This window comes from Actinomadura madurae (assembly GCF_900115095.1).
GTDB classification, from domain to species: Bacteria; Actinomycetota; Actinomycetes; order Streptosporangiales; family Streptosporangiaceae; genus Spirillospora; species Spirillospora madurae.
Genome location: NZ_FOVH01000013.1, coordinates 116,840 through 138,728, shown reverse-complemented (window position 1 = coordinate 138,728; position 21,889 = coordinate 116,840). Strand labels below are relative to the sequence as shown.

Sequence of the window (21,889 nt, the reverse complement as noted above, 5' to 3'; positions counted from 1 at the left end):
GTGGGTCAATCCCGGGACCGGTCGCGGGGCGGGTCCGGGACGTACAGGAGATACTCCTCCAGGAGTGACCGGTCGGTGTAGAGCCCCTCGGTGAACACTTCGAGCATGGGGACCGTCACCTCCTCCATATAGGCGCGCAGGGCCTTGCCGAAGGACGCCGGGTCGGCGTGCTCCGGGTGCGTCGTGAGCCACATCAGCATGCCGCCCATCGCCTGGTACGCCATCACCCGTGCACGGGCGGCCGGGTCGCGGCTCGGCCGGACCACCCCGGCCTCGACGCCCGCCTCCAAGTACCGCGTCGCGTCCTCGACCATGTCCTCGAACAGGTCGGCGGCCAGGTCGCCGCCTTCGCGCAACGTCCGCACCACGTACAGGACGACGGGGGCGAACCTCTCGACGTCGGCCAGCTGCGCCAGGAGCCCGGCGGCGGTGCCGTCGGTCGCGGCCGCGCGCTTCTCAGTGACGATCACCTCGCGCACCCGCTCGTCGCACGCGCGCCGCAGGCCCTTCTTCGACCCGAAGTAGTGCACGACCAGCCCTGGCGACACCGCCGCGTCCTCGGCGATGGCCCGCAGCCCGACGGAGAACCCGTCGCGGCCGAACCGGTCGATCGCGGCGTCCCGGATGCGGATCGCGGTGGCGGCGTCGCCACTGCCCGCCGAAGGCGCGCTCCTCGTGCTCACGAGAACAATATAAACACTCGTTCAATGATCAGCAACGGATCCAAGAAAGGCTCTTGTGTTAGTGAGTAACACTTGCTAGTCTCTAACGCATGGGCTTGCGGGAGACCAAGCGGGAACGGACGCGCCGGGCGATCCAGGAGCAGGCCATGCGCCTGTTCTGCGAGAACGGCTTCGACACCACCACGGTCGCCGAGGTGGCCGAGGCCGCCGACGTCTCCGCCATGACCGTGTTCCGGCACTTCCCCACCAAGGAGCACCTGGTCATGGAGGACGACTACGATCCGCTGATCGCCGAGCGGGTCCGGCGGCGGCCGGCCGGCGAACCGCTCCTGCGCCGCATCGCCACGAGCATCCTGGAGGGCCTGGACGAACTGCCGCCCGACCCGCACCTCCTGCTCACCCGGACCCGGCTGATCCTCGACACCCCCGCGCTGCGGGCCCGGGTCTGGGAGAACAACCACACCACCCAGCAGGCCATCGCCGCCGCCCTTCCGGACGAGGACCCCTTCGAGGTCCAGGTCGCCGCGAGCGCCTGCCTGGCCGCCGCCACCACCGCGATGACCCGCTGGACCGAGGCCGGCGGCCGTCCCGCCCTGCGCACCGTGATGGCCGAGGCCCTGGAGGTGATCGTCCGATGATCCAGACGCACCGCCTCACCAAGCGCTACCGGCGCACCACCGCCGTGGACGGGCTCAGCCTGCGCGTCGAGCCCGGACAGATCTACGGCTTCCTCGGCCTCAACGGCGCGGGCAAGTCCACCACGATCCGGATGCTGCTCGGCATGACCCGCCCGACGAGCGGCACGGTACGCCTGTTCGGAAGGGACGGGCAGGACTGGAGCCGGGTCGGCTACCTCGTCGACGGCGCCCACTCGTATCCCGGCCTCACCGTCCGCGAGAACCTGGAGCTCGCCCGCCGCCTGCGCCGCGAACCCGACCGCGACGCCGTCGACCGCGCCATCGAGCTGCTCGGCCTGGCCTCCTACCGCGATCAGCGCGCCGGAACCCTGTCCCTGGGCAATGCTCAGCGACTGGGGCTGGCCAAGGCGGTCCTGCACCGTCCCGACGTCCTCGTCCTGGACGAACCGGCCAACGGACTCGACCCGGTCGGCATCGTGGAACTGCGCGGCATCCTGCGACGCCTCGCCGACCAGTCCGGCACGGCGATCCTGGTCTCCAGCCACATCCTCGCCGAGGTCGCCCGCACCGCCGACCGCATCGGCGTCATCGACCGGGGCCGCATGCTGACCGAGTTCCCCGCCGCCGACCTGCCCCGCTGCACCTGCGGCGCCGAAGACCTGGAGGACGTCTTCCTGCGCCTGCTGACCGACGATCGGCGGGAGGCGGCTGCATGAGCGCCGCGCTGCGCACCGAGATCACCAAGTTCCTGCGGTCCCGCGCCCCCTGGGTCACCGCCGCGGCGTTCCTGCTCCCGGTGGCGCTCGCCGCCCTGTTCACCGGCGCCTCCGACACCCCGTCCCTGAGCGGGAAGTCCCAAGCGCTGGGCATCACCCCGGACTGGCCCGGCTTCCGCACCGCCCTCATGCAGATCGACGCCGCGGGCGGCTTCCTGCTCTTCGGCATCCTGGTCACCTGGATGTTCGGCCGCGAGTTCAGCGACCGCACCGTCCTGGACCTCCTCGCTCTCCCCACGTCCCGCACCGCGATCGTCCTCGCCAAGTTCGCCGTCACCACGGGCTGGCTGATCCTGCTCGGTGCCTTCCAGACCGCCGCCTGGGTCACGACGGGGACCCTTCTCGGGCTGTCCGGCACCCCGCACCATGGGGTGTCCGGCCTGGTCCTGCTGCTCGCCCTCACCGTCGCCCTCACGCTCCCGGTGGCGCTCGCCGCCAGCGCGGGCCGCGGTTACCTCCCGGGCATCGCGGCGACCATCGCGCTCCTCGTCTGCGGCGTCGCCGCCGCCACCCTCGGCGCGGCCACCTGGTTCCCGTGGGCGCTGCCCGCCACGGTCGGCGGCCTTACCGGCACAGCGTCCTTTCCGGTCAGTGGTCCGGTCATCGGCGCCGCGACGGCGGCGGCGGGCATCGCCGCCACGGCCTCTTGGTGGCGGCGAGCCGACCACTAGGACGGCGTCGACGGCTTGAGCGGGGTCAGGGGGTCGACGGCCAGGTGGGGGTTTCGGCGAGGCCGAGTGCGTGGAGGACGCGGTCGACGGCGGCGTGGCGCTCGGTGCTGAGGTAGAAGTGGCCGCCGGGCAGGACCCAGAGCTTGAACGCCGCCCGCGTGAGGTGCTCCCATCGCCGTGCCTCCGCTCGCGTCACCTCCGGGTCGCGTTCCCCGATGACCGCGGTAATGGGGCAGCGCAGCGGGCGGGGGTCCGCGCACCGGTACGTCTCGGCCAGCCGGTAGTCGTTGCGCAGGATCGGCACGACCATCTCGCGCAGGGCGGGTTCGGACAGCAGCACCGCCGCCGTCCCGCCGAGCCGTGTCAGCTCCGCGACGAGAGCGTCGTCGTCGCGCAGGTGGACGTCCTCGTGCCGGAAGTCCTGCGGGGCGTGGCGGCCGGAGGCCAGCAGATGGACCGGCCCCGGCCCCGAGTCCTCCAGGCGGCGGGCCGTCTCGTAGGCGACGGCGGCGCCGAGGCTGTGCCCGAACAGGGCGTACGGGGCGCGGACCTGGCGGGAGATCACGCCGGTCAGGGCGGTGGCGAGGTCGTCCATGTCGTCGATGCGCGGGTCGCCGAGCCGGTCCTCGCGACCGGGGTACTGGACGGCGACCACCTCGACGCTGTCGGGCATCAGCCCGGGCCAGAAGCGGTAGAAGCTCGCCGACCCGCCGGCGTGCGGGAGGAGGACCAGCCGCAGGGCGGCGTCCGGCCTCGGCCGGTAGATGCGCAGCCAGCGGTCGTCCTGACCGCCGGGTTCCGTGCCGGTCACAGGTCTCCTTCCTCGACCGTGCGGCCCGCGCCGGCCCTTTCGACGTCGATGAGGTGCAGTTCCGGCCCGGCCTCGGTGAGGGTCACGCCGGGCAGGCCGCCGAGCAGGGCGTGCACCTCGGACGGCTCCAGCACGCCGGCCGCGTAGTGCGTCCCGGCGGGGACGGTGCCGCCGAGGACGGCGGCGGTGGCGGCGACGGTCACGGCGGCGGCCGGCTCGTAGCCGTCGGTGGAGGCGACGACGAGCGTCCTGGTGCCCGCCGGGCCGGACGCCTGGACGACGATCCGGTGGTAGGGGTCGCGCCCGGCGAGGTCGAGCCGGATCGCCTCCATGAGCCGCGCGGCGGCCTCGTCCAGGTCGGGCACGCCGCCGTTCCACAGCGCGCTCAGCACCCGTTCGGCCCGTCCGGTGGGGAAGACGTTGTACCAGCGCGCCTCCCGGACCCCCAGCAGGGCGGCGGCCCGCTCGATCTCGGTCGGCAGGTACGGGTAGGCGGTGGCCTCGCCGGGCAGGAACGGCAGCCGCACGTCCCGGACCGGCCGCAGCGACCGGGGCGCCCGCCGGCCGCCGGACCAGCCGGCGAGCGGCTCCCCGATGCCCGCGCTCGCGCTGAGCAGGAAGTCGCGGGCGGCGGCGGGGGTCAGCGGGGCGAGCCCGCCCGCGAACGCGAGCAGTCCGGTGGCCTGCCCGTGCCCGGCGAGCATCCGGGGCAGCAGGCCGCTCAGCCCGGGGAGCAGCCCGGCCGACAGCACCGCGCGCCTGCCGCGCGAGGCGAGGTCGCGCGGGGCGAGCAGGGCGTGCAGCGGGTCGTCCCCGGCGGGGTCGACGTAGTCGGCGCCGGCGTCGAGCGCGGCGCGGGCGACCGTGTCGAGCACCTCGTAGGAGGGGCCCGCGCAGTTGACGACGACCCGGCAGCCCGCGCAGAACTCCGCGAGCCGGGCCGGGTCCCGCAGGTCCACGGCCCACGTGCCGTCGCCGGGGACGGGCGGGCGGCGCGCGGCGCACCGCAGCGGGAGCCCGAGCCCCGCCAGGCCCGGGACGGCGGCGCGGCCCACCGCGCCCGTCGCGCCGAGGACGCCGATCACCGGGCGCCCTCCCCCGCCCGCCGGATCACGCGGGCGACGGCCTCCACGTTGGGCGGCCGCATGCAGCCGAAGTGGTCCCCCGGCACGTCCACGAGCGAGAACCGGCCGGCGCACAGGGTCCGCCAGAAGCCGGACGGCTCGTCGGTGACTCCCGGCAGGAAGGGCTCTCGGGAGATTTGCCGCACGACGGTGATGTCGCCTTCGTACGGTTCGGGCGTCCAGCGGGCGACGGCGTTGACGCTGTGGGTGAAGACGGCGAGCGTGCGTTCCATGCTCGCCGCCGCGGGTCCGGGATCCTCGCCGGGCAGCGCGGCGCGGGCGAGGGCGGCGACGCGTTCGGCGGGCGGACGGGCCCGGTAGGCGGCGATCCCGGCGATCCCGTCCAGAGATCCCTCGGGGACGCGGCCGTCATGCTCGTCCAGGGCGGCGCGGACGGCGCGTCCCAGCGGCCCGGGGTCCGCGGGCAGCCCGGCCGCGCCGGGGTCGGCGCCGAGGACGCGGGCGAGCCCGTACTCGACGAGCGCGGGCTCGTCCACCAGGTACGGGACCCGGTGGCTGCTGACCACGGTGAGGGAGCCCACGTCCACGCCGTGCGCGGGCAGCCGGCGGGCCAGCTCGGCGGCGATCATCCCGCCCATGCAGTAGCCGACCACGTCGACGCGGCCCGGCGCCGCGGCGGCGAGGGCGGCGGCGTACTCGGCGGCGAGATCGTCGATCAGGGACTCCCTGGGGCGGGCAAGGTAGGCGTCCAGGTCGGGCGGTGCGATGCCGGTGAGCGGGCGCGTCCCCGACAGTTCGGCGACGAGCGCCCGGTACGGCAGCAGCGTGCCGCTGCCGTCGTGGACGAGCACGCAGGTCCGCCTCCCCGCGGCGGGCGCCTCGCTGAGCACCGTCACGGGCGAGGCCGTGCGCTTCGCGGCACGCAGCGAGCCGGCCAGGGCGGCGATCGTGGGCCGGGCCAGCAGCGCGGGGACGATGTCCTCCCATTCCAGCGCGGCGGCCTCGGGAAGCTCCTCGCGCAGCAGGCCGGTGAGCCGGGACAGCAGCAGCGAGTCGCCGCCGAGGGCGAAGAAGTCGTCGTCGCGTCCCGGCTCCGGCACGTCGAGGACGCGCGCCCAGATCGCGGCGAGGCGGCGCTCCAGGGCGTCGCGCGGCGGTTCGCCGGACGGTCCGGACGGGCCCGCCGCGCTCGCGGCCCGGCCGGTCAGCGCCGCCCTGTCGATCTTGCCGTTCGCGGTGAGGGGCAGCGCCTCCAGCGGCTCGATACGGCCGGGGACCATGTACTCGGGCAGCCGCTCGGCGAGGTGCCGGGCCAGGTCCGCGCGGTCGAGCCGGAGCCCGGCGGGGTCGCCGAAGCGGGCCGTGAGGACGGTCTGGCCGAAGCGTTCCAGCGGGTCGGCATCGCCGGGCAGGCACACCTCGACCTCGCCGCCGGCGCCGCGCAGCGCGGCCGTCCACTCGGCGCGGTCCAGGAAGATGCGGTCCTTGCCGTGCCGCGCGTCGGCGAAGTCGGGGCGGTCGGCCTCGTCGAAGGTCATGAGGAACTCCATCGAGGTCATGACCTGGTAGTTCTCGCGCGTGGTCTCGATGACGACCAGCCGGCCTCCGGGCGCGAGCAGGTCCCGCAGCCTGGCGACGGCCTCGTCCGCCGACAGCGCGTTGTGCAGGACGTTGGCGCACAGCACGACGTCGAACGAGCCGGGCCGCATGCCCTGCGCCGCGGTGCCGGTGTTCATGTCGAACAGGCCGTACCGCATCCACGGGTACCGGCCGAACGCCTCGCGCGCCTCGTCGAGGAAGAACCGCGACAGGTCGGTGAACAGGTAGTCCACGTCGTGCCCGTCGAGGGCCGGGACGACGTGGGCGGTCGTCCCGCCGACGCCCGCGCCGACCTCCAGGATCCGCAGCGGCCCCGGGTGCGCCTCGGCGATGCCGGCCAGCACGGAGGCGACGGCGCGGTTGGCGTACCGGCTGATCAGGTTGTCGCGGTAGGCGGCGTTGGCGGTGCGCACGTCGCCGCCGGGGAAAAGCAGCGCCAGGGCGCTCTCGCGGCCCTGGACGAGTCCGGGCAGCCGCTCCGCGCAGGCCCGCAGGAACGCGATCAGCGCGGCGCCGTCGTCCAGGCCGCGCTGCGCGTCGGTCAGCCGGGTCCACGCGTCCGCGAGCGTGGCGGTGTCGGTGGGGGTGAGGGCGTGCAGGCGCCCGCGAGGGTCCCGGCGGAGCAGGCCGTTGTCGAGCAGCACCCGGAGCCAGCGGCGCACGACCCGCCGGTTGCGGGGCGCGGCACCGGTCGCGGCCACCAGCTCGCCGTCGGTGTAGGCGTCGGCGCCGTCGCGGAAGAGGCCGAGGGTGCGGAGCGCGTGCGCCATCGACAGCAGGGCGACCTCGTCCATCGCGTCCGCGAACCGGGTGACCCGGTCCGGGTCGGTGCCCGCGAGCACGCGGGCCGCGTCCGCGGCGGCGGTCTCCTCCAGCTCGGGCGCGGGCTCGCGTTCCGGTGCGGCGGCCGCGGCGGGCACGACGTAGGCGGCGAGCCGCCGGTCACCGCCGGATTCGCCGGCGGCGACCACGGCCGCCGACGCCACCCCGGGATGCGACAGCAGCGCCGCCTCGATCTCCGGCAGCTCGATGCGGTGGCCGCGGACCTTGACCTGGAGGTCCTCGCGGCCGAGGAACTCGATGGCGCCGCCGGGCAGGTAGCGGCCGACGTCCCCGGTCCGGTACAGCCGCCCCTCCTTGCCCGGGACCGTGACGAAACGCTCGGCCGTGCGCTCGGGGTCGCCGAGGTAGCCGGACGCGACGCCCGCGCCGCCGATGTACAGCTCTCCGGGCACCCAGTCGGGACGGTCGCGGCCGTGCCCGTCCAGGACGTGGAAGGTCTGGTTGGTCAGCGGCAGCCCGTACGGGATGCTGCGCCAGCCGTCCGGCACGGGCCCGATCGGGTACGCGATGGACCAGATGGACGCCTCCGTCGCGCCGCCGAGGGAGGTCAGCTCGATGCCGGGCAGCAGGTCCCGGATCCGGTCCGGGAGCGTCACCGGGATCCAGTCTCCGCTCAGCAGCGCGAGGCGCAGCGCGGAGAGGTCCGGCCGGGCGCCGGCCGTTTCGAGGTGGTCGGCGAGCATCCGGAGCTGGGCGGGCACCGAGTTCCAGATCGTGACGCCGTGCGCGGCGGCGGTCCGCGCCCAGTGCGCGGGGTCGCGGCGGCCCGGCTCGGGCAGGACGAGCGCGCCGCCGGCCGCGAGCGTGCCGAAGATGTCGAACACCGACAGGTCGAAGCCGAGCCCGGCGAGGCCGAGGACGCGGTCGTCCGGTCCCAGCCCGGACCCGCGCATGATGTCGTCGACGGTGTTGCGGGCGGCGCGGTGGGTGATGACGACGCCCTTCGGCCGGCCGGTCGAGCCCGAGGTGTAGATGACGTACGCGGTGTCGTCCGGCGCCGCGGAACTCGCGGGGGGCGGGCCGGACGCCGGGTTTCCGGCGTGCACGGCGGTGACGCCCGGCGGCAGGTCGCGGCCGGAGTCCGGGTCGGTGATCGCCTCCGTGACGCCGGCGTCCGCCAGGATCGTGTCACGGCGGATCGCGGGCTGGCCCGGGTCGACGGGCAGGTAGGCCCGGCCCGCCATGAGGATGCCGAGCACCGCGGCGATCTGGTCGGCGCCCTTGTCCAGCAGGACGGCGACGGGGGCGTCACCGGAGGGCGGGTGCCCAGAGGACAGGGTGGCCGCGATCCCGGAGGCGCGGGCGGCGAGCTCCCCGTAGGTGAGCGCCGCGCCGCCCGTGACGACGGCGGTGCGGTCGGGCCGCAGCCGGGCGCGGGCGAGGAACGGATCGTGCAGGAGGCCGTCCGGCAGCGGGCCGGCGGTGTCGTTGGCCTCCGCCCGGACGCGGCGCTGCTCGGCCGGCGGCTCGACCGGCGACGGGGAGCGCCACACCGCGGCCGGGTCGTCGCCGGCGAGCCCGGCGAGCAGGGTCGTGAACGCGGCGAACGCGTCCTCGATCACGCCGGCGGGGAAGACGCCGTCGCGGACGTCCCAGTTCACGACCAGCGCACCACGGTGCTCCATCACCTGGCAGTCCAGCCAGACCTGGGGAGTCTGGCTGATGCCGTACAGCAGTTCGCCGGAACCGGTGAGCGCGCCGCGTTCCGCGCCGTCCCCGGCGAGGCCGAGGGCACTGGTGAAGACCACCGGCATGAGCGCCTCCGCCCTGCCCCGCCGCCGCGCGACCTCGCGCAGCACCTCGACGCCCGAGCAGGCCCGGTGGTCCAGGTCCTCGAACAGCCGCGCCGCCAGCGCACGCGCCCGCTCGGCGAACGGGACGTCCGCCGAGCCGTCCACCTCCAGCGGGACGACGGCGGTGAAGTCGCCGACCAGCGCGTCCACCTGATCGTGCAGCGGCAGCCGGCCGTTGATCGTGAGGTTCAGCGTGAACCGGGGGCGGCGGCTCCATCGCAGCAGCACCTCGGCGTAGGCGGCGAGCACGGCGCCCGAGGCGGTCACTCCCGCCTCCCTCGCCGCCTCCTTCAGCCGCTCCCACTCCGGCGGCGCCAGCGTGCACGTGTGGCGCCGGAAGCGCACGGCCGTACCGGCGCGGTCCTCGCCGTCCGTTCCGGGGACCGGGGCTCCGTCGCCGGCCTGCGGCAGTTCGGGCGCGGGCGGGAGGGCGTCGACGCGCGACCACCAGTAGTCGCGGTCCCGCTCGTACCGCCGGCCGTGCCGCAGGCTCCGCTCGGCGACGATGTAGTCGCGGAAGCCCAGCTCCAGAGAGGGCGCCGGGGCATCCGGGTCGGTGTAGAAGCGGTCGAGGTCGGCCAGGAGGATCTGCACGCTGACGAAGTCGGCGACCAGCATGTCGATCGACAGATGCAGGACCGCGCGTTCCGGGCACAGCGTGACTCGAAGGTCGAACAGGGGCCAGCGTTCGGGGTCGTACACGCGATGCGCCATCTCCTCGCGGGCCCGTTCGAGGGCGCCGCGCGCCTCGTCCGGTGCGGTGGCCCGCAGGTCGGCGACGGCGACCCGGTACGGCGGGACGTCCGTGAGGACCCGCTGGTGGCCGTCCCGGTGGACGACGGCGCGCAGCATCGCGTGGCGCTCGACGACCCGCCGCCACGCCGCCTCCACCCGTCCGGCGTCGAGTTCGGGGAACGCCAGTTCGAGGTAGCTGTGACAGCCGACGCCGCCGAGGTCGAAGGCGTCGTGCCGGCCGATGAGGTAGGCGGCCTGCACGTCGGTCAGCGGGAACGGCTCGTGCCGGGAGTCCGGGTCGGGCACCGCGGCGGGCAGCGCATCGCGCCGCAGGTGGTCCAGGACGGCGGCGCGCCGGTCGCGGACTGCGTTGCGCCGCTCCTCGGTCATCACGCCCTTGGGGGCGCGGAACCGCAGCCGGTCGCCGTCGGCCCACAGCCGGACGCCGGCGTCCTCCAGCTCGGCGATGAACCGGCCGACGTCCTGGCGTGCGGTGTCCGGTGTCTTGGTCGTGTCCGGTGTATTGGTCGTGTCCGGTGTATTGGTCGTGTCCGGTGTGGTCGTCACAGCTCCCCCTCCTCGGTCTCGGCGGGCGCCAGGGGCGCGCACAGCGCGGCGGCCTCGGCGATCGTCGGGCCGGCGAAGAACTCCCGCAGGGTCAGGTCGGTGTCGAGGCGGCGGTGGACGGCCGCCAGCATCCGGGTGGCGAGCAGGGAGTCGCCGCCCAGGACGAAGAAGTCGTGGAAGCGGCCGATGTCGCGGACTCCGAGCAGGTCGCGCCAGATCTCCGCGAGCACCCGTTCGGTCTCGCCGTCGGGTGGCGCGTCCTGTTCGGCGGCCGCTTCGGGCACGTGCCGGTCCTCGGGCGGGACGGCCGGGATCGCCGCCCGCGTGGTGACCCCGGCGGACGGGCCGGGCTCCGAGCCCGCCCACGCGTCCGTCGCGGCCAGCTCGATCAGCTCGCGGTAGGCGGCGAACATCGCGTCCACGGTCCCGGCGTCGAACAGGTCGGCGACGCAGTCCCAGTTCACGACGAGGTCGCCGGACGCGGCCTCCGACACCTGCTGGTCCAGCCACACCTGCGGGGTCTGCGACACGCCCCAGATCCGCGCCGGGAACCAGGGCGGCGGGTCGATGGACCGGCCGCCGGCGATCCCGAGCCCGCTGGTGAACACGACCGGGGCGCCGCCCGCGGCGGTCCCCGGCGGGGTGCCGCCGCGCCGGGCCAGCTCCCGCAGCACCCAGACCGCCGACACGTCGCGGTGGCCGAGGTCGCGGGCGAGCCGGTCGCGCAGCCGGTGCGCGCGGGCGAGCCGGGTGTCGCCGGGGCGGGTGCGGTACTCCAGCAGGAGCAGGGAGGTGAAGTCGCCGAGGATGGCGCCGATGTCGGGATGGACGTCGCGGCGGTCGAACAGCGTCAGGTTGACCGTCAGGTCGGGGTGCGCGCTCCACCGCGACAGCACCTCGGCGTAGCAGGCGAGCAGCAGCGCCGCGGGGGTGAGGTCATGGGCGCGGGCGCGGTCCTTGGCCGCGCCCCACACCCGGGCGGGGACGCGGACCTCGCGGCGGACGAACCGGGGCCGCTCTATGGCGGACGGGTCGGCGCGCAGGGGCAGGAGCGGGCCGGGCGGCAGGTCGTCCAGGCGGTCCAGCCAGTACTCGCGCGCCGCCCGCTCCGCGCCGGGGTCGGGCCGGACCTGCGTCCGGTAGTCGCGGAACGTCAGGGCGCGCGGGGGCAGCTCCGCCGCCGGGTCCCGGTACAGCTCCTCCAGCTCGGAGAAGACGATCATCATGCTGAGCCCGTCGAGCACGATGTTGTCCAGCCCGACCGCGACGCGGGTGCGGACCCGGCCGCCGCGCCGGTAGCGGACGGCGCGCACGTCGAACAGCGGCCACCGCTCGGGGTCCATGACCTGGTGCGACATCCATTCCCGCAGTCCGTCCAGGACCGCCTGGACCTGCGCGTCCGAGGCGTTGTCGGCGACCCGGTGGGTGCGGATGACCAGGGGCGGGACGGAGCCGGCGGGCAGGAACCGCTGGCGGCCGTCCGGGGTGAACACCGACCGCAGCTCGGCATGCCGGGCGATCAGCAGGTTCCAGGCGCGTTCCAGGCGCGGGACGTCGACGTCCTCGCCGTCGAACTCGCTGTAGTAGTGCGCGCCGACGCCGCCGAGCGCGAGGCCGGGGCGGCGCCCCACCCAGTACGCCCGCTGCACGTCGGTCGCCTCGAACGGCTCGTGCTCGCGGGCGGGATCGGGCACGACCTTCGGCGGGGCCGCCGGGCCGACGCCGCCCGACCGGGTCAGCCCGGCGCAGAAGTCGCGCAGGACGGGACGTCCGAACAGGTCGGCGAGCTCGGCGTCGATGCCGTGCTCGTGCAGCCGCCCGAGCAGGCGGGTGCCGAGCAGCGAATCGCCGCCGAGGGCGAAGAAGCCGTCGTCGCGGCCGACGCCGGCCACGCCGAGGACCTCGCTCCACAGCGCCGCGACCAGCTCCTCGGTCGCGCCCCGCGGCCGGGCGGAGCCGGGGGCGGTCTCCCCCGCCGTCCGGTGGAGCGCGGCACGGTCGATCTTGCCGTTGGCGGTGACCGGCCACGCGTCGACCGGGACGATCGCGGCCGGGACGGAGTGCGCGGGCAGGCGTCCGGCGAGGTGGTCGCGCAGCTCGGCGGGTTCCGGGAGGTCGGCGCCGTCCGCGGCCCGGACGAAGGCCACCAGCCGCCGCGCGCCCCGTTCGCCGGGCGCGGTCACGACGGCCTGGCCGACCGCCTTGTGCGTACGCAGCGCGGCCTCGATCTCGCCGAGCTCGATGCGGTGGCCGCGGACCTTGACCTGGTGGTCGGTACGGCCCAGGAATTCCAGCAGCCCGCCGGGACGGTAGCGACCCAGGTCGCCGGTCCGGTACCAGCGACGGCCATCATGCAGCGGGAACCGCTCGGCCGTCCGCACCGGATCGTTGCGATACCCCCGCGCCACCCCGGCACCGCCGATCCACAACTCGCCCGGCACCCAGTCGGGACAGTCACGGCCATGCGCGTCCACCACCCGGAAACACTGGCTGCGCAACGGCGTCCCGTACGGAACCGAGGGCCAGCCTTCGGGGAGGCCGTCGGAGATCTCGTGGTGGTTGGACCAGATCGCGGCTTCGGTCGCGCCGCCGAGCGCGATCAGCTGGCAGTCCGGTGCCAGTGCCCGAAGCCGTTCGTGGAGGTCGACGGCGACCCAGTCGCCGGAGACCAGGACCAGGCGCAGGGTGTCGAACGGTGCGGCGGGCTGCCAGGCGGCGGCGGTGAGGAACATCTCGAACAGCACCGGCACGGTGTTCCACACCGTCACCTGATGCAGCGCCACCAGCTCATGCCAGCGCTCAGGATCGCGCCGTGCGCCCTCCTCCACCAACACCAACGCCCCACCGGAGCCCAGCAGACCGAACACGTCGTACACCGACAGATCGAAATCCAGCGCCGACACCGCCAGCACCCGGTCATCCGAGCCCACCCCGTACCGGGCGCTGATGTCCTCCACCGTGTTCAACGCCGCCCGGTGCGTCATCTCCACACCCTTCGGCTCACCCGTCGAACCCGACGTGAACACCACATAGGCGGTCATGTCGGCGGAGACCTCGACCGGTGCCTGGAGGGCTGGGGCGTTCCGGGTCTCGCCGACGCTGATCGGTTCGACACCGGGCGGCCATTCCGAGGAGCCCTCGGTGAGCGCCCAGCGGGCATCACCTCCAGCGAGGATGCGGTCGCGGCGGGCGGGCGGCTGATCGACACCGACCGGCAGATACGCCGCCCCGGCGGCCAGCACCCCCAGTACCGCCACCACCTGATCCGGACCCTTCGGCAAGCACACCGCCACCGTGTCGCCCGGACGCACACCACACCCCCGCAGCACACCCGCCACACCAAGCGCCCTCGCCGACAACTCCCCATACGTCATCGACCCCGACCCACCCCACAGCAACGCCACCCGCCCCGGACCCCTCGCCGCACACCGGAAGAACCCGCCATGCAACAACCCCTCCGGCACCGGCCCCGCCGTCGCGTTCACCCGCTCCCGCACCTCGACCTGCCCGGACGGACGCAGGTCGGGGACGGGCCGCTTCCAGGCGTCCGCGGTCGCCGGGTCGGCGAGGAGGTCCAGCAGCGCGAGGTAGGCGGCGAACATGTCGCCGATCAGGCCGTCCGGGAACAGCTTCTCGACGACGTCCCAGCTCAGCAGCAGGTCGCCGTGCTGCTCGACGACCTGGTGGTCGAGCCACACCTGCGGCGTCTGCGAACCGCCGCCGACGAACGCGGGGAAGTCGCCGCCGGCGCCGTCGAACAGGCCGCCGCCCGCGCCGAGCGTGCTGGTGAACACGACCGGGGCGACCGCCGCGCCGACCCCGACCCGCCGGGCGAGGCGGCGCTGCACCTCCACGGCCGACACCGCGCGGTGCTCGATGTCGCGGGCGAGCTGCTCCTGCGTCTCGCGCGCGAGGTCGAGCCAGGTGCCCGGCCCCGGCCGGTAGGCCAGCAGGATCAGCGAGCTGAAGTCGCCGACCACCCGCTCGATGTCGGGATGGACGTCGCGGCGGTCGAACAGCGTCAGGTTGAGGGTGAGGTCCGGTTCGGCGCTCCACCGCGACAGCACCTCGGCGAAGCAGGTCAGCAGGACCGACGAGGGCGTCAGCCCGTGCTCGCGGGCCCGGTCCTTGATCCGCGCCCACGCGTCGGCCGGGAGCGTGCGGGCGTGCCGGGTGAACCGGGGAGGGCCGAGCGTCGCCGGGTCGGCCGCGAGCGGCAGCATCGGCCCGGGCGGCAGCTCGTCCAGGCGGCCGTACCAGTACGCCTCGGCCGCCGTGCGCTCGGCGGCGCCGGGACGGACGCTGAGCACGTAGTCGCGGAACGACGGCCCGATCTCGGGAAGGGCGGCGTCCGGGTCGGCGTAGATCCGGGCCAGCTCGGCCATGAGGGTCTTGACGCTGAGCCCGTCGAACACGATGGGGTCGAGGTTGATGCCGACGCGGACCCGTCCCGTCCCGTACCGGACGACCTCGGCGGCGAACAGCGGCCAGCACGCCGGGTCGAACGTCCGATCCCGCAGGGGCCGCAGCAGTCGCCGGGCCGCGTCGGCGTCGGCCGCCGCCCAGGTCCGCACGGTGAGGCCGGGCACCTCCGGCACCGGCAGGATGCGCTGGCGGCCGTCGGCGACCACGGCGCGGAGCATCTCGTGCCGGGCGATGAGCCGGTCCCACGCGCGGGTGAAGCGCGCGACGTCCAGCCCGGCGCCGTCGAGTTCGAGGTAGAAGTTGGCGCCGATGCCGCCGAGCGGGAGGCTCGCGTCGCGGCCGAGCAGGTAGGCGTGCTGGACGTCGGTCAGCGGGAACGGCTCGCCCCGATTCGCGGGGTCGGCGACGAGGGCCGGGGCGGGCGCGGCGCCGTCGCCGGCCTCGGGGCGCAGCGTCGCGGCGAACGCGGCGACGGTCCGGGTGCGCAGCAGGGCGCCGAGTTCCACACCGCCGATCCGGGCCCCGTCGGGCAGGACGCGTTCGCGCAGCCGGGACACCGAGCGGGTGGCGGACAGGCTGTCGCCGCCGAGCCGGAAGAAGTCGTCGCCGCGGGCGACGGGACCGGTGCCGAGCAGGTCGGCCCACAGCGAGGCCACGGCCTCCTCCATCGGCCCCCGCGGCGCGTCGAACCGGTCGTGCCGGTCGCCGGCCCGCAGGGCGGGCGGCGCGGCCAAGGCGGCGCGGACGGCCCGCCGGTCGACCTTCCCGCCCGGCGTGAGGGGGAGCTCGGCGACCGGCAGGACCAGTTCCGGGAGCATCGCGGGCGGCAGCGACCGGGCGCAGCCGGCCCGGATCTCCTCGGCGAGGTCCCCGGTGGCGGGGGCGTCGCCGATCGCGGCCATGGCGCGCAGCCGCGGCGTGCCGCCCTCGTCGGCCACCACGGCGGCGACGGCGCGGCGCACCGCCGGGTGGGCGCGGACCGCGGCCTCGACCTCGCCGGGCTCGATCCGGTTGCCGGCGATCTTGACCTGGAAGTCGGTGCGGCCGAGGATCTCCAGGTTCCCGTCCGGGAGCCGGCAGACCCGGTCGCCGGTCCGGTACCAGCGCTCGCCGCCGTGCTCGACGAACCGGTCGGCGGTCAGCGCGTCGTCGCCCCGGTAGCGGCCGTGGACGCCGGCGCCGCCGATCCACAGCTCCCCGGGGACGAGGTCGGGACGGTCGCGGCCCTGCGCGTCGGCGACCCGGACGCGCTGGTTGCGCAGCGGCCGCCCGTACGGGATGGAGCGCCAGCGCGGGTCGACCTCGCCCACCTCGTACAGCACCGACTGGATGGACGCCTCGGTGGCGCCGCCGAGGACGGTGCAGCGGCAGTCCGGTGCCAGGGCGCGGAGCCGTCCGGGCAGGTCGAGACCCACCCAGTCGCCGCCGAGCATCACCAGCGCGAGCCGCCGCACGGCGCCGCGCGGCGCGCCCGGGGCCTCGGCGGCGGTGAGCAGCATGTCGAACAGCACCGGCACCGTGTTCCAGACGGTGACGCGGTGCCGGTCCATCAGCCCCAGCCAGCGCTCGGCGTCGCGGCGGTCGTCCTCGCCCGGGACCACGACGGCTCCCCCGGCCGCGAGCAGCCCGAAGACGTCGTAGACCGACAGGTCGAAGTTCAGCGACGACACGGCGAGCACCCGGTCGTCAGGGCCGACGCCGAAGCGGTCGTTGAGGTCCTCGATCGTGTTGGCCGCGCCCCGGTGGGTGATCTCCACGCCCTTGGGGACCCCGGTCGACCCGGAGGTGAACAGCACGTACGCCGGATCGTCCGGGGAGACGTCGGCCGGTGCGGGCGCGGGCGGGACGGCGAGGCAGGCGGCCAGTTCCAGGACCCGCGGCGATCCGGGCAGGTCATCCGGGATCCGCGCGGCGTCGTCGGTCAGCACCCAGCCGATGCCGCCGGAGGCGTGCACGGCGGCGCGCCTGGCGCCGGGCTGCTCGACGCCGACCGGGACGTAGACGCCTCCGGCCGCGAGCACGCCGAGGACGGCGACCGCCTGGTCCGGGCCCTTCGGCAGGGTGACGGCGGCGGTTCCGCCGGGGCGCAGGCCGGCCGCGTGGAGGGCGGCGGCGATGCTCAGCGCCCGTCCGGCGAGGTCGCCGTAGGTCATCTCGCCGCCGTCCCACAGCAGCGCCGGGCGGCCCGGGTGCGCGGCGGCGCCGTCGAAGAGGCCCTCGTGCAGGAGCGTCCGCCGCTGCGGCGCGGCGGTGTCGTTGGCGGCGTCGCGGACGGCGCGCTGCCCGGCGGGCAGCGGGTCCGGGACGGGCCGGGTCCAGGCGGCCTCGTCGGTGGCGAGCAGGTCCACGAGGTCGCGGAACGCGCCGAACATCGCGTCGATCACGCCCGGCGGGAACGCCTCGTCGCGGACGTCCCAGTTGACCAGGATGCCGCCGTCCAGCTCGGTGACCTGGGCGTCCAGCCGCACCTGCGGGCCCTGCGAGATGATCCAGGCCGGGTCGCCGAAGCAGCGCCGCACCCCGTCGGCGAACAGCTCGCCGAGGTTGAGGGCGCTGGTGTAGACGACGGGTGCCAGCACCCGCTCGCCGCCGGAGAGGCGGGACAGGTCCCGCAGCACCTCGATGCCGGGGTAGGCGGCGTGGGCGATGGCCTGCCGCAGCTCGTCCTGGAGGGCGCTCGCGCGCTCGGTGAAGGTCGCGGGGGCGGAGACGTCGGCGGCCAGCAGCAGGGAACTGGAGAAGTCGCCCACCAGCAGCGGCACGTCCGGGTGGAGCTCCTCGCGGTCGAAGAGCGGCAGGTTCAGCAGGAACCGCGGGTCGGCCGACCACGCGCCGAGCGTCTCGGCGAACACCGCCGCGAGCGCCATCGCGGTCGTGATGCCGTGGGCCCGCGCCCGGTCGGTCAGCCGCGCCTTGGCGTCCGGTCCGAGCCAGTGGTGGCGGCGGGTCACGCGGGGGCGCGGGCGGCCCTCGGCGGTCCCGGCCTCCCTGGCGAGGTCCCCGGCCGGAAGCTCGGGCGGGCCGGGCAGCTCCGGCAGCCGGGCGCGCCACCAGTCGCGGGCGCGGGCGCGCTCGGCGGCGCTCTCGCCGTCCGGGTCGGCGTCGCGGGCGCGCCGGTCGGCGAGATAGCTCGGGTAGCCGTAGCTCAGCGGCGGGAGGGACCGGCCGGGATCCTCGTAGAGGGCCGCGAGGTCGGCCGTCAGGGTGCGGAAGCTGACCGCGTCGGCGGCGAGCATGTCGAGGTTGACGTGGACGCGGGTGCGCCCGCCCGGCAGCAGCGACAGCCGGACGTCGAAGACCTCCCCGTCGGCGATGCGCAGCATGCGGTGCGACAGCGCGTCCCGGATCTCCTCCAGGCGCGCGGTGACGGCCTCGTCGCGCAGGTCCCGCAGGTCGTGCACGGTCAGGCCGGGCCACGGGCTCGCCGGCAGGATCCGCTGGCGGCCGTCGTCGAGGAACGACACGCGCAGCATGGCGTGCCGGTCCAGCAGCGCCCGGACCGCTCCCTCCAGCCGGCCGGGGTCGACGCCGCGGCCGTCGAACTCGTTGTAGAAGTGGGTGGAGACCCCGCCCAGCTCCTGCTCGTCGGCCCGGCCGACCCAGTACGCGTGCTGCATGAGCGCCAGGTCGAACGGCTCCGACTCGTCCACCTCCACGTGCCGGACGCGGGGCGGTGCGGCGGAGCCCGGCCCGGCGCGCTCGGCGACGAGCGCGGTCCACTCGCCGAACGTGCGGCGCTCGGCCAGCTCCGCGAACGTCACCCGGACGCCGCGCCTGCGGCACGCGCCGACCAGCGCCATCGTCGTGATCGAGTCGAATCCGAGCATGATCGGGTCGGCGTCGTCGCCGAGGTCGGCGGGCGCCAGGCCGAGGCGCCCGGCGGCCGTGTCGCGGAACCAGGCGGCGTGGTGCGCCGGCGCGGTCGTGTCCTGCGCGGGGGCGAACTGCTGGTCGAAGGTCGCTTCAGCCATGGGGTGTCTCCTTCGCGAGCACGGCGGCGGGACCCAGCCGGACGATCCGGCCGGAGTCGAGCACGGCGACCCGGTGCGCCAGCCGCCGGGCCACCGCGAGGTCGTGCGTGACGACCAGCAGGGCGAGGCCGTGGCGGGCGCGGGCCGCGTCGAGCAGGGCGCAGATCCCGGCGGTCGTGCCGGGGTCGAGCGCGGAGGTGACCTCGTCGCAGACGAGGACGTGCGGGCGGGCGGCGAGGGCGCGGGCGATGGCGACGCGCTGCCGCTCGCCGCCGGACAGCTCGGCCGGCCGGCGGTGCCGGTGGCCGCGGGGCAGCCCGACCTCGTCGAGCAGCGCGATCGCCTCGGCGGCGCCGTCCGCGCCGCGCAGCGCGGCGGGGCGGGCCAGCAGCGCGCCGACCGTGTGCGCCGGGTTGAGGCTGGTGTCGGGGTCCTGGAAGACCAGGGCGATGCGGCGGCGCTGGCCGGGCGGGCGGCGGGCGGCGGTCCCGGCGAGCGGCCGCCCGTCGAGCAGCACCGTCCCGGATTCGGGCGGCAGCAGCCCGGTGACGCAGCGGGCGAGGGTCGTCTTGCCCGCGCCGGACGGGCCGAGCACCGCCACGCACTCGCCGGCCGCGACGTCGAGGTCGACGCCGCGCAGTGCGGCGCCGCCGGAGCGGGTGTAGGAGGCGCCGAGAGCGCGGACGCTCAGCAGGGCGGGGCCGTCCCCGTTCCGGGGCGCGGAGGACGGGCCGGTCACGGGTCCCGCCGCCGGAGCCTCGGCGAGGATCGCGGTGCGCCCCGCCCGCAGGCCCACGGTCCGCTCGCACAGCCGGGCGGCGGCGAGCGGGTCGTGCGTGATCATGACGAGGGCGCAGCCGGTCGCGGCCCGCACCCGGCCGAGTTCGGCGAGCACCTCGTCGCGGGTGCGCGGGTCGAGGCCGGCGGTCGGCTCGTCCAGCACGATGAGCCGGGGGCGCCCGGCGAGGGCCATGGCCAGCGCGAGCCGCCGCCGCTGCCCGCCGGACAGCTCGTGCGGGCGCCGCCGCAGGAAGCCGCGGCCGGTCGGCAGCCGGACCAGGTCGAGCAGCGCCTTCGCGGCGGCCGGTGACGCGTCGGCGCCGGTGCCCTCCAGCGCTTCGGCGAGCAGCCGCCCGGCGCGCATGGTGGGGGTCAGCGCCGCCGCCGGGTCCTGGGGGACGTGCCGGACGGTGCTCCGCCGCACCGCCCGCAGTTCCGCCGGGGACGCGCCGATCAGGTCCGTCCCGTCCACCGTCACCGTTCCGGCCGTGACGCCGAGACCGGCCCGGACGTGTCCGAGGAGCGCCAGGCCGAGCGTGCTCTTGCCCGCCCCGGACGGTCCGACGATGGCGACGGCGCCGCCGCGGGGGACGGCGAGGTCGGCGGCGTCCAGGACCGCGCGGCCCCCGGCGTCCACGACGGTGAGGCCGCGGATCTCCGCCACCGTCCCGGCGCCGGCGGGCCGCGCGGCGGCCGGTACGGGCGCCGGCACGGGCGCGGACGCGGAGAGGGGGCGCCCCGGACGTCCCCCGGTGCGGGCGACGCCGTGGTGGGCGAGCAGGTTGGCGCCGAGCGCGAAGCAGGCGATGAGCAGCGCGGGCGCGATCACCGGCCAGGGCTGCAGTCCCATCGTCGCCCGCGCCTCGAAGATCATCAGTCCCCAGTCCGGCGCGGGCGGGCGCGGCCCGAAGCCGAGGAAGCCGGCCGTGGAGACCATGAACACGGCGGTCAGCAGGCGGATGCCGGCGTCGGCGGCGATCACCGGCCACAGGTTCGGCAGCAGTTCCCGGCGCAGCAGCGCGCCGCGCCGCTCCCCCGCCAGCAGCGCGGCCAGCGCCCACGGCCGCCCCGCGAGCGCCGTGGTGCGCGTCGCGATCACCGGGATCAGCGAGGGCACCATCACGATGACCGACGCCGCGAGCAGCAGGGTCCAGGACCGTCCGAACCCGGCGACCAGGGCCGCGAGGAGCAGCAGCGACGGGACGGCGAGGAACACCTCGGCGACGCCGAGGACGGCGGCCCGGCCGGCGCGGCGGGACTGCCCGGCGGCCAGGCCGAGGGCCACGCCGATCACCTCGGCCACCGCCAGGGCCCCGAACGCCACGCCGACCGGGCCGCGTCCTCCGGCCAGCACGCGGCTCAGCACGTCCCGGCCGAGATGGTCGGTGCCGAGCCACGCGCCGGCATGCGGCGCCGCCAGCACGTGCGCGGACGTCGCGACCGGATCGTGCGGCGCCAGCCACGGCCCGGCCACGGCCACCGCGACCGGCACGGCCAGCAGGACCGTTCCGGCGGCGGGGGCGGAGCACACCACGCGCCTGCGCGGCCTCATCCGGCGGCCCGCCCGCGCCCGGCCGGGTCCAGCAGCCGGGCGCACAGCTCGCCGAGGACGTTCGCGACGACCACGACGAGCGCCAGCACGACGGCGATGCCCTGCACGACGGGCATGTCCCGGTCCGCCGTGGCGGTCCGCAGCAGCGACCCCGCGCCGGGGAAGGTGAAGACGTTCTCCACCACCACCGTCTCGGTGACCAGCCCGATCGCCGACAGCGCGACGAGCTGCGCCGCGACGGGCAGCAGGCCGGGCAGCAGGTGCCGGCGGACGAGCCGCGCCGGCCGCACCCCGCGCAGCCGGGCGGCCTCGACGTACTCGGCCGCGGCGACCGTCACGACCTGCGCGCGGACGACCTGCACGAGGTATCCGGCGAGGCCGAGCGCCAGCACCGTGACGGGCAGCGCCAGCAGGGCGGGCTGCGCGGGCAGCGGCCGGGCCCGGTCCGGGCTCGACAGCGCCGGGAACCAGCCGAGCCGGACCGCGAACACGAGCGACACCCCGATGCCGACCACGAATCCGGGCACCGCGACGCCCAGCGCGCAGACGGCGAGGACGGCGCGGTCGACCAGGCCGCCGGGCCGCAGCCCGCACCACAGAGCGAGGCCGAGCGCGAGGGGCACCGTCACCGCCAGCGTCGCGGCCATCAGCCAGGCGGTGTTGCCGAGCGCGCCGCCCAGCATCGCGGTGACCGGGCGCCCGCTGGTCCAGCTGTGCCCGAGGTCGCCGTGCAGCGCGTCCGCGAGCCAGCGGGCGTAGCGCTCGAGGACTGGCCGGTCCAGGCCGAGCCGCGCGCGCTCGGCCGCCACCTGCGCGTCCGTCGCGGTGGCGGGCAGCCGCCCGCCACGGATGCCGTCGCCCGGCAGCCAGTACATCGCCATGAACACCGCGAACGACACGGCCAGCACCACCGGCGGCGCGGCGGCCAGCCGGCGCAGCGCGAAGTCCCGCATCTCCCCG

10 protein-coding genes are annotated in these 21,889 nt (G+C 76.0%); 3 read left to right on the top strand and 7 right to left on the bottom strand.

The annotated features are described in order from the left end of the window. Positions 1-5: 5 nt before the first annotated feature. Positions 6-683 (bottom strand): TetR/AcrR family transcriptional regulator, encoded by a 678-nt coding sequence (locus BM339_RS31425; RefSeq protein WP_021593899.1) that lies wholly within the window; start codon positions 681-683, stop codon positions 6-8. 89 nt (positions 684-772) lie between these two features. Between BM339_RS31425 and BM339_RS31420 the strand changes: the two genes are divergently transcribed. Genes BM339_RS31420 through BM339_RS31410 form a run of 3 tightly spaced genes read left to right on the top strand, consistent with a single transcriptional unit; the run spans position 773 to position 2,768 of the window. Then, on the top strand, positions 773-1,321 hold the full coding sequence (locus BM339_RS31420; protein WP_075023221.1) for a TetR/AcrR family transcriptional regulator: 549 nt from the start codon (positions 773-775) through the stop codon (positions 1,319-1,321). After that, positions 1,318-2,037 carry an ABC transporter ATP-binding protein gene (locus tag BM339_RS31415; protein WP_075023220.1) on the top strand — a complete coding sequence of 240 codons (720 nt, stop codon included), beginning with the start codon at positions 1,318-1,320 and terminating at the stop codon, positions 2,035-2,037. Before BM339_RS31420 ends, BM339_RS31415 begins: the two co-directional genes overlap by 4 nt. Beyond that, positions 2,034-2,768 (top strand): ABC transporter permease, encoded by a 735-nt coding sequence (locus BM339_RS31410; RefSeq protein WP_075023219.1) that lies wholly within the window; start codon positions 2,034-2,036, stop codon positions 2,766-2,768. The genes BM339_RS31415 and BM339_RS31410 overlap by 4 nt, the downstream gene beginning before the upstream one ends. 25 nt (positions 2,769-2,793) lie before the next feature. Here the strand turns inward: BM339_RS31410 and BM339_RS31405 are convergent, their stop codons facing one another. From BM339_RS31405 to BM339_RS31380, 6 genes are read right to left on the bottom strand one after another with little or no spacing between them, the layout of a single operon-like run. Continuing rightward, entirely contained in the window at positions 2,794-3,579 is a 786-nt protein-coding gene (locus tag BM339_RS31405; protein ID WP_075023218.1) for a thioesterase II family protein, read from the bottom strand. Further along, positions 3,576-4,664 (bottom strand): NAD-dependent epimerase/dehydratase family protein, encoded by a 1,089-nt coding sequence (locus BM339_RS31400; protein ID WP_075023217.1) that lies wholly within the window; start codon positions 4,662-4,664, stop codon positions 3,576-3,578. The genes BM339_RS31405 and BM339_RS31400 overlap by 4 nt, the downstream gene beginning before the upstream one ends. Then, entirely contained in the window at positions 4,661-10,201 is a 5,541-nt protein-coding gene (locus tag BM339_RS31395; RefSeq protein WP_177287830.1) for a non-ribosomal peptide synthetase, read from the bottom strand. The genes BM339_RS31400 and BM339_RS31395 overlap by 4 nt, the downstream gene beginning before the upstream one ends. Further along, positions 10,198-18,597 (bottom strand): non-ribosomal peptide synthetase, encoded by an 8,400-nt coding sequence (locus BM339_RS31390; RefSeq protein WP_075023216.1) that lies wholly within the window; start codon positions 18,595-18,597, stop codon positions 10,198-10,200. Before BM339_RS31390 ends, BM339_RS31395 begins: the two co-directional genes overlap by 4 nt. Next, a complete protein-coding gene (locus tag BM339_RS31385) occupies positions 18,590-20,929 on the bottom strand; it encodes an ABC transporter ATP-binding protein/permease (RefSeq protein ID WP_143118680.1) in 2,340 nt (779 codons plus the stop codon). The genes BM339_RS31390 and BM339_RS31385 overlap by 8 nt, the downstream gene beginning before the upstream one ends. After that, entirely contained in the window at positions 20,926-21,882 is a 957-nt protein-coding gene (locus tag BM339_RS31380; RefSeq protein ID WP_075023214.1) for an ABC transporter permease, read from the bottom strand. Before BM339_RS31380 ends, BM339_RS31385 begins: the two co-directional genes overlap by 4 nt. Between the last annotated feature and the right edge of the window lie 7 nt (positions 21,883-21,889).